This window comes from Ruminococcus sp. OM06-36AC (assembly GCF_003438725.1).
Lineage (GTDB): Bacteria > Bacillota > Clostridia > Oscillospirales > Ruminococcaceae > Ruminococcus_C > Ruminococcus_C callidus.
Window position 1 is genome coordinate 75,328 of the sequence record NZ_QSTT01000001.1, and the last position, 12,820, is coordinate 88,147.

Sequence of the window (12,820 nt, forward strand, 5' to 3'; positions counted from 1 at the left end):
TTTACGAAAGAACCTCTCCACCGCCTAACGGCGGTCCCCCTCCCCTTTCAGGGGAGGCTATCATGAAAAAATTGATTTCCGTGCAAAAAAGCGGGACAGAGAAACTTCCCTGTCCCGCCTGTATCTATTCTTTCGAATGACTTAATAAATGGTTTTCTTTGCGGTTTCTACCACAATATCCGCACAGAGTTCCAGCCCCAGTGCTCCGCTGTTCAGGCAGAGGTGGTAGTTGTCCTTGTCGTACCAGTTTCCGCCGGTGTTGATGCTGTAGAATGTTTCACGACGCTTGTCGATCTTCCGCAGCATTGCCTCTACCCGCCGTTCGTCCACGTGATACTCCTGCACGGCACGTTCCGAACGGGACTTGGTGTCCGCGTAGATGAACACGTTGAACAGGTTTTCCAGATCCCGCAGGATATAGCTTGCACAGCGTCCCACGATCACACAGTCGCCTTTTTCCGCCAGTTCCCGAATGATGTTGGTTTCGATGATGTAGACCTTATCGGACAGCGGCAGGTTTTCCTCAATGGTGCGTGTAGGGCTGGAGGTCAGCATCAGAGTGTACAGAAAACTCTTGGGGGCAGCTTCCTCTGCGGTTTCCAGATAATCCATGGAAACATTGCAGCGTTCAGATGCCATTTGTAAAATTTCTCGATTATAACACGGAATGCCCAGCCGTTCTGCGATCATTTCGCCGATCTCACGGCCGCCGCTTGCATATTCTCTTTCAATGGTAATGATTCGATGACTCATAGTAAAATGCCTCCTCTTGTTTGAAAAGCGGGCGTACCCGTTTTCCAGTGCTTTCTCTTATTATAGCATACTTTGCAGTTTTTTGCACGTTTCACACGGGATTTTTTCTGGCTTCTATAAAAATTCTACATTTTGCACATCTATATGAGGAATGATTTATGCATTATGACAATATCCGTTTACTTGGTAGCATTCTGAATGGCTTCGATGATTTCCGGATAATACCATGTGCAGTCCTTGCGGTTCAGCAGACCGAAACCGTTCTTCGTTTCGTTGTTGTCCCAGATAAAGCACTTGATGCCGTGCTTCTTGGCTGTGCTGAGATAATAGCTGAACCATGCCACTCTTGCGGAGGTGTTTTCGTTCTTGTTCACGCAGCCGGTTTCGTCAATGATGACCGGAATGCCCTTGCTGACAAAGGTGTCGTCCAGATACTGGAACATGGTGTCCAGTTCCTGCTTGTCGGCATCGCTGCCCCAGTCGGCACGGGTGTCGTCCGGACCGCAGAAATTCCACGGGGCGTAGATGTGCAGGGATACGATCACATGGTCGTCTTTCGGAACCACCAGACCGCCGACAGCGTTCTTCTCCACGGACTGAGCATAGGTGCTGACAACCAGCGTTCTGTCCTTGTTGGAGCCGCCGGAAGAACGGACTGTGTCCACAAATGCCTGATACAGGGCGTTGATAACGTCATAGGATTCCTGTGTGCCGCCGGTCCATTCCTCTGCGGAACCGATCATACGCGGTTCGTTCATGCCCTCGAAGATCAGGCGGTGGTCGTAGTTCTGGAATGTGGCACAGATCTGCTTCCAGATGTTTGTCAGGGTGGACTTATCGCTTTCCAGTTTTTCACTGGAGGGTGTCAGCCATGTGTAGTCATCGTGGTGTACATTCACAATGACATACAGCCCGTCGTTATAGGCGTAGTCTACAACTTCCTTGACGCGGTTCATCCACGCCGCATCGATGGTGCCATCGGCGGACATATGCTCGCTCCACGTTACCGGCACACGAATGGCATTGAAACCGGCAGCCTTTACAGTGTCGATCATCTGCTGGGTGGTTTTCGGGTTGCCCCAGCCGGTTTCCGTATCGCTGGAGCTGGTGTTGTAGCTGTCCAGTGAGTTGCCCAGATTCCAGCCCACCTTGATGTTCTCCACGATCTGCTTGCTGGTCATGGCGTTGACCTGCTCCGCAGTAGGCGTTTCACCGGAAACTGCTGCCACTTCCCCGCCCTTGGAGGACTCGTCCGACTTCGGCTCGGTCTTGGTGGTCGTTCCGGTGCTGTTGCTGTAGCGGACGCTGATGTTGTTCAGGGTAATGCTGGGCTGGTCGCTCCACCAGTACCCCAGCATCACATCGCCGCTGGGGTCAATGCTCTCCTTGACATCGTCCGGCACGATCCACGTCAGGGAAAGGCTGGAAGAATCTGTGAACACGCAGACGTTCTTGGTCTGATACCAGCCGGCATCGGTGGCACAGTCTGCGTTCTTGTCCACAGACACGCCGAACGCACCGGTGAACTTGCCCAGTGCACCAGTGCCGCTGATGTCAAAGGTGACTGTCTGAAGCGTATCCTCTGCCCCGATCAGGTCGGACAGAGCGATCTTCGCTGTCTTGGCTGCCTCATCGTTGAAACTCAAAGTTGCAGCCGGACTGGCGGAATTGGTACCGTCTACCGGCACTTCCTTGGTACGGGTGTAGGTGCACACAATGCTGGACAGCTTCACCTGCTGCACATTGCTCCACCAGTGTCCGAACAGGACTTCGCCGCTGGGGTCGATCTCCGTCTGGATCTCTGCGGGAACATTCCATGTGAATTCCGCATAGGCACTGTTCTGGGACTGCTCAAAGTCTGCCGCCTGATACCAGCCGGCATCAGTGGCACTGGCACAGCCGTCCTTGACGGAAACGCCGTAGCCGCCCTTGAAGTCGCCCAGACTGGACGAACCGTCGGCGGAGTACACGATAAAGGTAAAGGACTGTACCACGTCGCCCTCCTGAATAAAGTTATCCAGCTTGGCTTTGTAATTGTTGGTGGTATCGCTGCCCTTGTCCAGCATGGCATTGATGTCGGTCAGTTCCGTGCCCAACGTGGTGGAAACCGTTTCTGTGGGGCTGACGTGAACTGTGGTAGTTTCCGCGGTGGTGGTTTCTTCTGCGGCGGTGGTGGTTTCCTTTTCAGAGGATTCCTCGGCGGCAGAAGACTCCGGCTGGCTGCTGTCGCTGCTCTGCTTGCCGCAGCCGGTAAATGCCGAGCCAGCCAGCACACCGGCGAGAAGCAGTGCTGTCAATTTTTTCCATGATCTCATATGGTTGTTCCTTTCTAAAAAAACAACGGATGCCAAAAGGATTTCAGCATCCGCCGTTTGTCTTTCAGGCAACACTGCACATGCTTAGTACAGGATTGCCTTTCCATCAAAATGTGATCAGTCTACTGTGACGATCTCGCCCATCTGGTTGCGGCCTGCACCAATGGCATTGGATTCGTCCGTGTCGATGTGCATTGCAGTTGCATAGTTCGGGGAAACACGGCAAACCACGTCACCCAGAATTGCCTTTCTGCCGTCTGTTTCAACACGTACCCAAACGATGTCCTTATCCTTTACGCCAGCCTTTGCTGCGTCTTCCGGAGTGAAGTGAATGTGACGCTTTGCCACGATCACACCCTCAGAAATTTCCAGCTGACCTGCCGGTCCCACAATGGTACATGCACCGGAACCTGCAACATCACCGGATTCGCGAACCGGAGCAGCGATGCCGATCGAACGTGCGTCTGTTGCAGACAGTTCTACCTGATTGGCACTCCGGAACGGGCCCAGAATGGAAACGTTCGGCAGTTCCTTCTTCGGTCCAACGATCGTTACGCGTTCTTCACTGGCAAACTGACCCGGCTGCGACAGCATCTTCTTGACAGTCAGTTCCTTTCCCTCACCGAACAGCACTGCGAATGCTTCCGCAGTCAGATGTACGTGTCTTGCAGATGTTTCAACAATAAACTTTTCAGACATGGTGTAATACCTCCCATAAATGCTAACCGGCAATGCACCGGCTTCTTACAATATTGTACTACTTTTTGCCGCTTTCGTCAAGGGTATAGTCCGATTTTCGTGAAAATCACACAGCCGCCCGATTGTACACGCAATTTCCATATTTCTTGACATCTTTTTCAAAATGTGATACAATAGGACAAGAAAAAAAGAGAGGAATTTGCCCTATGTATTACGTCTGTTATGTACTGCTGTACTGCATCATTTTTGCTTTTGGTGCGGCGATCGGCAGCTTTCTGAACGTCTGTATCTACCGTCTGCCCAAAGAGGAATCTCTCTGGCGGAACAACTCCCACTGCATGACCTGCGGTACACCCATTCGCAAGCGGGATCTGATCCCGATCTTCAGTTGGTGCCGGCTGCGGGGAAAATGCCACAGCTGCGGGGCAAAAATCCCCTTTCGCTACACGCTGGTGGAAAGCCTGAATGCGATCTTATACGTGTTGATCTTTGCCTATTTCGGCATCTTTGAACAGCCGGTCTATGCGGCTCTGGTATGTCTGTTCTGTTCGGCTCTGATCGTGGTCTTTTTCATGGACTTGGACACCCAGTTGATCAGTCTGTACGTGATCGGATTCATCGGGCTGCTGGGCGTTGCGGTTACGGTTTACGATGTCTGCACCGGAAACGGCACGCTGCTCTCCCACCTGATCGGAGCCGCAGCGGCATCGGTTCCGCTGTTCCTGCTGGTAATTCTGTCCGGCGAACGTGCCATGGGACGGGGCGATGCGGAACTGATGCTGGCAGGCGGCTTGTTCCTCGGTGTCAAAGGTGTTGTGGTAGGGCTGTTTCTGGGGCTGATCCTCGGCTGCATCTTCGGCATGATCCACAAGGCAAAAACCGGCGATTCCAAATTTGCCTTTGGGCCGTACCTCTCCGCCGGCATGGCAATGGCTCTGGTGGTCGGAGAACCCATTGCAAATCTGTACTTACAGCTCTGCGGTCTGAAATGACCGCCCGAACACAGAAAGGCTCATCTCCGGTACGCTCCGGAAATGAGCCTTTTCTTTTTGGATTATTTCGAGCGTTACGCCGCCGGAGAAACACCCTCCACATGAATGGTGTAGTCCGTCATGATCTTATTGCTCCAGAAGAACCACTGCCCCGTCTTGGCGTTGTAGTTGTTCTTGGCAGACAGCACCTCCGTGCCAACCTTTACGGTATAGCTGTCAGAGAGCGTGTAGCCCGCCTTGGGGGTAATGGTGAAGTAGCACACGCCACTGTCGTTGAACAGCGGATCGCTGAACGTGATGTTGCAGCCCGCCGCACTGGATTCGTCCAGACCTACGTTTTTGCCGTTTTCGCTGGCAGCAATGGGCGGTGCGGTGGTGGTTGTTGTTGTAGTTGTGGTGGTTTGAGGGGCGGTGGTTGTTGTGGTTGTAGTAACAACTTCAACAGATTTAGGAAGGCAAGCAGCAATACTGTTTTCTCGATATACAGTGTTTACCATTTGAGCAAGTGGTGTGTCAGGATTAGCCTTATAAACAACTCCGTTTTTAATCCAGAGTTCGTGAAGACCATCTGTTACCATTTTAGTAGTAATGTGATATGTACACCAACCACACTGTTTTGTTTGCTCTAACTGATTTGGCTTACCGCTTATAGAAACATCGCTGTTATTATATTTGGGGAAAATATGCAAAACACCGTAATCATCATTAAATGTGATTAAGACATCTTCTGATTTGGTATAGGTAACTGGATTCTCATAATTGGGAATTTCACTGATACTTCCGCCGCTACGAAGAATGTGAACTGTACTATACTCAGGATCATCATAAATATAATGAATTAAAAGTTCATCAGAAGAAATTGTGGAATCAGTCTGTTTATTACTGGTTGTTGTTGCAGTGGTGCTTATAGTCGTGCTGGTTGTGGCGGAAGTTGTAGTCGTTGCAGCCGTAGTTTCTGTCGCGGAGGTCGTCGCCGTTGCGGTACTGCTTGCAGTGGTTTCCGCGGTGGTCGTTGCGGCAGTTGCAGCGGTTGCGGTTGTTGCAACCGTGCTTGTGGTTGCGGCGGTCGTTGTGGTAGTTGTCGTGGTAGTCGTTGTTGTGGTGGTTGCTGTAGTCGTGGTGGTTGTTGTCGTTGTTGTTGTGGTTGTAGCCGCAGTCGTCGTGCTGGTAGTCGTTTTGGCTGTGGTTTCGGTTTCAGGCGGCGGAGGTGTGGTAGTCGTGGTAGTTGTTGTCGTTGCCGTATTTTTCGGAGCAACGATCTCGCACTGAATCTCCTCCGGACTGACACCCTTACAATAGAGGTGCACGATCTTATCCGCCGAAGCAGCCGATGTCACAGCACTGTTTGAATTCATCATAAAGGTTTTCAGATTCTGATCCGGAGCCAGCAGGGTGTAATCCTTGCTGTACACATCATAATTCAGCGTGGACGGATACTTGACAAACTTCACGCCCACTTCGCCCGCATTGGTGATATAGTCGCACTTCGTCCAGTCGAGGGTGATGTTGGTGTAGGTGCTGTCGCCGTTGATGGTGAGCATGGGGGTATTTTGTGTTGTTGTTTCTTCGGTTGTAACTTCACTTTTCTTTGCCCATGAAAAGCTGGTATCTGCATCCGGTTGAAAATTTGCATATACACCCTTATAACTCAAAACATAATAGGGATAATCAGACCATTTCATCAAAATATAAATTGCAACTGTATTATCAGAAATTTTTTCTACTTTTCCAAGATTTGCGGTTTTCAAATCTGCGGAATCATAAAAATGAATTCCTGTATTATCGCCATCTGCCACTAAATTTCCAGTACGCTCATTAACTCGGTACATTTTCAAAAACTTATCATTACCATTCGCGTTTCTGATAAATTCGTCTGCATCTACATTTGTAAATTGAACTTTGACAACATCACCAACTGCATATCCACTATTTCTCAGATCAATCGCAAATGTGCCTTTGTAATGCGTTCCCCCTCTTTTTACAATGCTTTGAATAATTGCCTGCTGGTCAGCTGGAAGTGTATAATATCCATCTTTATAAGTCCCATAATCATAATAATAAGTTCCATCTTTTTTAATCTGTTGCAATAGGTTATTACTGCCAACTAATATCTGATACCCTTCATAACTCCAATAACCTCCACCCCAACTATATGGCACAAAGAAAAGCCCACTATAATCAAAATAAAATGTATTATTTTCTGTAGTCAATTCGCTTTCATCTTGAATAACTGTACTGAAATCTTCAATGTAATCCGGAATTTCAACTTTAATGCGAACATTATCATATATTTTAGCCAGTGTTCCGTCTGCTTTTGTCTGCATAGACGAACATGGTTCTACAATTGTACCACTGTCGGAATATGTGATTCTTCCCCAAATTGCCACCCAGCATTTTGAACGAATATTTCGATTTGTTGCGTCGGTTGGGTCAACTAGTTTTACTCGATAAATGACATTAATTTGTTTTTCAACATCACTCATTCCATAACCAACATCATTTATGCCATTTTTTCCATAAGACACATCACCATAATACGCTTTATAGTGATTAACAGCATCAATTTTTTCGGGTGATAATCCAGGTTGACTAATATCATAAGGAAAATTATTTTCGGCGAAAACATCCGTATAATTTACCCAACTATTATCATCATCCAAATCAGAATCGACCAGCACTTTTACATTTTGAAATCGTACTTCATAAGAGCCAGACACATCAGTTCCACAAGCAGCATACTCTCCGCCTCGTCCGTCGCCCTTCTGTGCTTCAACGCACGGAACAACTGCACGATATACAACATCTGTTCCATTGTAATTATATAAAAAAGAGTAGCGTTGCAAGCTAAATTCTACCTGTGATACTGAATTTAACGGATAATCTGTTAAATTGATTGCTGCACAATTGTCATGCGGCGGATTGTTACTTGTACCATTATATGTATTTACAAAGTCATTGTTTGGATAAAAATTGTTTGAAAAAGCAGATGACCAGTCATTCGAAGTATTTCCATCATCGTCTTTCCATTTTTTTACTCTATCATCCAACAGCGTTACATTACCATTTCGATTAGTTGTTGTTTTTTTTATTGTTGTCGTCGGATACGCACTCGCATCTGTATAATTCGTCTTCAACACCAAATTACACTCCTGCACCGACTGCACCGCAGCATACCCGTCGCAGGAAACCGCAATATCCACTTTCTGGCTGGTTTTCACCGCATCATGATAGGTCAGCGTCACCGTAAACACCGCATTGGCATCGCTGCTGGCACCGGTGATCTGATACACCTTTTGATTATCGGTGCTTTTTTCTGTATCCAGTGTCACGTATCTTCCGGCATCTGCACACAGAATGCCATGCGCATTCCGCTGCACCTCGTCCCAGTTCCAGTACCGGCTCTGGGGCAGCTGGGTCTGTAATTCGTCTGCCAGATTATTCGCCACAGTCTGATAATTCTGAACCTTTGCCGCCTGCACATAGGCAGAGATATTCGGGGCACAGAGTGCCGCAATGATTGCCATGATCACCAGCACTACGATCAATTCCACAAGAGAAAAGCCTTTTCGATTTCGTTTCATCTCTCTCACCTCTCCGAAAATATACAGACGGACACGCCGAAGCGAAGCTTAACTTAACAGATCCAGAATCTCATTCTTGTTGTTGGATACCCGAATGGCATCATCCCGCCGGATCGTGCCGGCTCTTACCAGCCGTGCCAGATCGGCATTCAGGGTGTGCATGCCCAGTGCTGCACTGGACTGCATGACCGTTGCCAGCTGGAAGCACTTATTGTCACGGATCAGACTGCCTACCGCATCGGTTCCCACCAGAATTTCTGTAGCAGCCACACGGCCGCCGCCCATTGCCAGCGGGATCAGAGCCTGTGTGATAACGCCCTTCAGAATCGTGGACAGCTGTGTCCGGATCTGGTTCTGGGCGTGGGGCGGACAGCTGTCAATGATACGATCCAGCGTCTGTGCCGCACCGGTGGTGTGCAGAGTGGACATGACCAAGTGTCCGGTTTCTGCGGCAGTGACAGCGGCGGAAATCGTTTCGTAGTCACGCATTTCTCCCACGAGAATGACATCAGGGTCTTCACGGAGGGCAGAACGCAGGGACGCTGCAAAGCTCTTGGTATCCACGCCGATTTCACGCTGGTGAATGACCGACATGCCCGACTCGTAAACATATTCCACAGGGTCCTCAATGGTGATGATATGCTCTGAACGATTCTTGTTGATATAGTCGATCATGGCGGACAGAGTGGTAGATTTACCGCTTCCCGTCGGACCTGTCACCAGAATCAGTCCTCTTGGCTGGTCTGCCAACTCCCGCAGCACTTTCGGCATTTGCAGCTGTTCCAGTGTGGGAATGGTGTTGTTCAGCAGACGAATCGTCGCTGCCACCTTTTTCATCTGCCGGAAAACATTGACACGCTGGCGGCAATAGTCCGGCGTTTCAATGGCAAAGTCCACGTCGTCGCCGTTTTCCAGCTGTTCCCGCTGTTCATCACTCAGCATGGACAGGATCATTTCCCGTGTTTCTGCCGCCGGAAATGAAAAGCCGCTGTCCAGCAGCTGCCCGTGGATACGGAACGAAACCGGCATGCCCTCGCTGATGTGAATATCAGAGCATTTCTTCTCCCGTGCTTTCATAATAAGTTCATTCATGGTCATGGCGGTATACCGTCCTTTCTGCAATCATTAGTCGGAATAATATGCGATCTTCATAACTTCTTCCGGCGTGGTCACGCCCTCTTTTACCAAATCAATGGCACTGTCCAGCAGACTCCGCATGCCCTGTGTTTTCTTGGCATACTCCAGCATTTCCTGACTGTCTGCACTTTTGGCGATCATACGTTTCAGCGTTTTGTCTATATATACCATTTCGTGAATGGAAATACGCCCTTTATAGCCCGTGTTGTTGCAGACCTTACAGCCCTTGCCGCGGGTGATCATGGGAATGCCGTCCCCGACAATGGCGATGTCATCTGCTGTCGCCGGTTCTTCGTATTTACAGAACTGGCAGACCTTACGCACCAGACGCTGTGCCACGATACCTACCACAGAGTTGGAGATCAGATACGGTGCCACGCCCATATCCGCCAGACGGACAATGGACGAAATGGCATCGTTGGTATGCAGGGTGGAAACTACCAGGTGTCCGGTGATTGCAGAACGCACGGAAATTTCAGCCGTTTCTGCGTCACGGGTTTCACCGATCATGATAATATCCGGATCCTGTCGCAGCAGGGCACGCAGTCCCACTGCAAAGGTCATGCCGGCAGTCACATTAACGGAAGTCTGCGTGATATTGGGCAAATCTTTTTCCACAGGGTCTTCAATGGTGGAAATATTTACCGGTCGCTGGGACAGATGCTGCAGCACCATATACAGCGTGGTCGTTTTACCGGAACCGGTCGGCCCCGTAATATAGATGATGCCGTTGGGAGCGGACATCATCTTCATCAGCATGTTATAGGAATACTCGTTCATGCCGAAGTGACCGGCGTGGTCGATCTTGGTATCCGACACCAGATAACGCATAACGATCTTCTCGCCGTGTGTCGTCGGCAGAACGGAAATACGCATACTGATGTCGATTCCCTCCAGCACAGCGTGGAAGTTGCCGTCCTGCGGGATACGTTTTTCCGCAATGTTCAGGTTGCTCATGATCTTGATACGGGCAACAATGGAGTTGTGCAGTGCCTTTTCCAGTGTCAGATAGCTGACCATCTGACCGTCGATACGCATACGCACCTGTGTGAAATCCTTAAACGGTTCAATGTGAATATCGCTGGCGTTGGTGCTGTATCCCCGCACCAGCAGCGAATTGATCAGCTTGATGATCGGCACATCGTCGTCCGCATCGTCTGCCGTCAGCTGGGGCACCTCAATATCTTCTGCGGAAATATTCGCCTTTTTGGCTGCCTGCTTGGTACTGATCTCGGCATAGTAATACTCGATTGCCTTTTTGATTTTCGGACTTTCACTGAGCAGCACTTCCAGCGGCATATCCACGATCTGCCGAATATCTTCCTGTGCGTAGAAATTCAGCGGGTCAGACATGGCGAGCTGTAGACGGCTGTCGTTTTCCGACAGGGCAATGACATTGTATTTTTCCGCAAGCTGCTTGGGCACCTTGGCAACCACGTCTACATTGACCTCATACTCCTCCAGATTGACCATCTGGAGATCCAGCTTTTTCCCCAGTGCCTCCAGAACCTGTGTTTCTGTGACAAATCCCATTTCCTGCAGCAGTGTGCCGAAACGCACCTTCTTGCCGCTTTGTGTCTTCTGGAATTGCAGTGCCTGATCGATCTGTTCCTGTGTGATATAGCCATATTCTTTCAGCACTTCACCAATGGGTAAATTCTGCAATGTTCTCACCTTTTTCTATTGTTTCTATAGCGACACCGCACAAAGAGCATCTGGCGACTTTGCACGCCATCTGCTTGCAAATTTCCCGTCATATTTCACAAAAATGCTCGTGAATACATCCAGTATTCACTCCGCTTTTTGTTTCATCTGACGAAAAATTTGACGACGCATCTGTCGCACAATCTTTGTGCGGCATTGCCCTATGTTTTATTCCAGACTGCCAATGTATAAATACCGCGAAGCTGCCACAGAACTGTCGTATATGTCGGAGGCATTCAGCGTTGCCTTTACCGTTGCCTGATTTTGCAGCTTGACCATTCTGGTTTCCGAGTAGTACACAGTATCGTTCCGCGAGATCCGCACATCTACTGTCACTGTTACATCATCGACTTTTTGGACAAGGATCTTTGCCTGATAAGTCCCCAGCTTACAGAGCACCTGATCGACCGTTGTTCCAGCACTGTCGGTGTCTGAATAGTAAATTGTCCCTTTTTCTTTCAGTTCGCTCTTTCCGTCTTGTGTGTCCACATACAGTACGACCTGATGGGCACAGCCGTCATCAGCAGCGATCGTTTCTGTTTCCTGCTGTCCGATGGTCTTGGCATACGCCAGATGACTTTCCAGCTGTTCCATGACCGCGATTCCCTTGGACTGGGCATTGAACATGATGACATTCTGGCAGAAGATCCGCATGGCATTCAGCAGGATTCCCGAAGCAGAAGCCACCAGAATGCCGATCAGCAGAACGGTAACCACTTCTTCTGCCAGCGTAAAACCTTTTCGGTTTTTCACAAGTTTCCGCATCTGCTTTCCTCCCTTACGGTTTCGGTTGATACTGAATGAAATTGTCCGCGGAACGCCTCTGCACATCAAAAGTTTTGGTCTTTTCGTCCCCGCTTGTGCGGTCCCGATATGTTACTGTAATCGTAGTATCAGAAGTTTCCGCAGCAGCTCCCGCCAGATCCACAGCGGCATTTTTCCGCTGCTGGTTCTTCAGCTTCGCACCGGAGTTCAGAAAGTTCGAGCCGGAAGCGATCCCGATCATGCCGATTGCAAAGGACATGGAGATCATGGCAAATGCAATCACCACTTCCACAACAGTGGTTCCTTTTCGCAGTTTCCGCATTTTGTCACGCCTCCCTTTACAATTGATAATAGCCGTCCCACCGCCACTGGGTCGCATTCGCGGGAACTGACAGCTTTCCACAAACTTCTGACAATTCCTTTTCCCCGCTGCCGGCAGTGTTCCGCGTCACCTTTGCCGTGAGATAGATCTCACCGGACAGCCGCCTTTTGTTGGCATCGGTTTCGCTGTCGTTGACCACAGAGTGATTCACCGTTACCGTACATTTCCAGTTTCCCGCATCGGGGAGTGAGATCGTAAAGGTTTCCGCGGTGTTGCCGTCGCTGACGAAAATGCTCTGATAAGTTGCTCCGGTGGTTTCGTCCGTCACCGTGCCCTCTTTCAGAATGTCCTGCTGTACCAAAGTGATCGCGGATTCTGCATAGAACTTTGCCTGTACGCGGTTGTTTTCCTCCTGCTCCCGCATGTAATACATACGGTCTACAAGAATGATCCCCGCCGAGATCAGTGAGATCATCAGCATGACCAGCACTGCCCACAAAATCGCTGCACCGTTTCGCTGTGCTGTTTTCCGTTTCATATTGGCATCACCCT

The 12,820-nt window shown here is 49.5% G+C and carries 10 protein-coding genes; 1 reads left to right on the top strand and 9 read right to left on the bottom strand.

The window, feature by feature from the left end; genetic code table 11:
• Positions 1–141: 141 nt before the first annotated feature.
• The 3 genes from DXB92_RS00385 to DXB92_RS00395 form a co-directional block, all read right to left on the bottom strand.
• Positions 142–753: a cytidylate kinase-like family protein gene (locus tag DXB92_RS00385; RefSeq protein ID WP_021680553.1), complete on the bottom strand. Its 612-nt coding sequence runs from the start codon at positions 751–753 to the stop codon at positions 142–144.
• A 179-nt stretch (positions 754–932) separates the two neighbouring features.
• The gene (locus tag DXB92_RS00390; RefSeq protein WP_117731697.1) at positions 933–3,068 is read right to left on the bottom strand and encodes a cellulase family glycosylhydrolase; all 2,136 of its coding nucleotides are present in this window, start codon (positions 3,066–3,068) and stop codon (positions 933–935) included.
• A gap of 117 nt (positions 3,069–3,185) precedes the next feature.
• Positions 3,186–3,767 (bottom strand): phosphate propanoyltransferase, encoded by a 582-nt coding sequence (locus DXB92_RS00395; protein ID WP_021680555.1) that lies wholly within the window; start codon positions 3,765–3,767, stop codon positions 3,186–3,188.
• Between the two features lie 206 nt (positions 3,768–3,973).
• Between DXB92_RS00395 and DXB92_RS00400 the strand changes: the two genes are divergently transcribed.
• Positions 3,974–4,759, top strand: coding sequence for an A24 family peptidase (locus DXB92_RS00400; protein ID WP_021680557.1), 786 nt, complete (start codon positions 3,974–3,976; stop codon positions 4,757–4,759).
• Between the two features lie 74 nt (positions 4,760–4,833).
• Here DXB92_RS00400 and DXB92_RS00405 read toward each other — a convergent pair whose 3' ends face one another.
• From DXB92_RS00405 to DXB92_RS00430, 6 genes are all read right to left on the bottom strand, one after another.
• Positions 4,834–8,340 carry a prepilin-type N-terminal cleavage/methylation domain-containing protein gene (locus tag DXB92_RS00405; protein WP_117731699.1) on the bottom strand — a complete coding sequence of 1,169 codons (3,507 nt, stop codon included), beginning with the start codon at positions 8,338–8,340 and terminating at the stop codon, positions 4,834–4,836.
• A 48-nt stretch (positions 8,341–8,388) separates the two neighbouring features.
• A complete protein-coding gene (locus tag DXB92_RS00410) occupies positions 8,389–9,438 on the bottom strand; it encodes a type IV pilus twitching motility protein PilT (protein ID WP_117731701.1) in 1,050 nt (349 codons plus the stop codon).
• 27 nt (positions 9,439–9,465) lie between these two features.
• A complete protein-coding gene (locus tag DXB92_RS00415) occupies positions 9,466–11,151 on the bottom strand; it encodes a type II/IV secretion system protein (protein ID WP_243132046.1) in 1,686 nt (561 codons plus the stop codon).
• A gap of 198 nt (positions 11,152–11,349) precedes the next feature.
• Positions 11,350–11,946, bottom strand: coding sequence for a hypothetical protein (locus DXB92_RS00420; protein ID WP_117731703.1), 597 nt, complete (start codon positions 11,944–11,946; stop codon positions 11,350–11,352).
• A 13-nt stretch (positions 11,947–11,959) separates the two neighbouring features.
• Positions 11,960–12,268, bottom strand: coding sequence for a hypothetical protein (locus tag DXB92_RS00425; RefSeq protein ID WP_021680563.1), 309 nt, complete (start codon positions 12,266–12,268; stop codon positions 11,960–11,962).
• Between the two features lie 16 nt (positions 12,269–12,284).
• Positions 12,285–12,806 carry a hypothetical protein gene (locus DXB92_RS00430; protein WP_147329993.1) on the bottom strand — a complete coding sequence of 174 codons (522 nt, stop codon included), beginning with the start codon at positions 12,804–12,806 and terminating at the stop codon, positions 12,285–12,287.
• Positions 12,807–12,820: the final 14 nt, after the last annotated feature.

Bases quoted from the DNA above. Each gene is read 5' to 3' on its own strand.
- DXB92_RS00410 (WP_117731701.1), bottom strand. From the start codon at position 9,438: ATGACCATGAATGAACTTATTATGAAAGCACGGGAGAAGAAATGCTCT.
- DXB92_RS00390 (WP_117731697.1), bottom strand. From the start codon at position 3,068: ATGAGATCATGGAAAAAATTGACAGCACTGCTTCTCGCCGGTGTGCTG.
- DXB92_RS00385 (WP_021680553.1), bottom strand. From the start codon at position 753: ATGAGTCATCGAATCATTACCATTGAAAGAGAATATGCAAGCGGCGGC.
- DXB92_RS00420 (WP_117731703.1), bottom strand. From the start codon at position 11,946: ATGCGGAAACTTGTGAAAAACCGAAAAGGTTTTACGCTGGCAGAAGAA.
- DXB92_RS00425 (WP_021680563.1), bottom strand. From the start codon at position 12,268: ATGCGGAAACTGCGAAAAGGAACCACTGTTGTGGAAGTGGTGATTGCA.
- DXB92_RS00395 (WP_021680555.1), bottom strand. From the start codon at position 3,767: ATGTCTGAAAAGTTTATTGTTGAAACATCTGCAAGACACGTACATCTG.
- DXB92_RS00430 (WP_147329993.1), bottom strand. From the start codon at position 12,806: ATGAAACGGAAAACAGCACAGCGAAACGGTGCAGCGATTTTGTGGGCA.
- DXB92_RS00405 (WP_117731699.1), bottom strand. From the start codon at position 8,340: ATGAAACGAAATCGAAAAGGCTTTTCTCTTGTGGAATTGATCGTAGTG.
- DXB92_RS00400 (WP_021680557.1), top strand. From the start codon at position 3,974: ATGTATTACGTCTGTTATGTACTGCTGTACTGCATCATTTTTGCTTTT.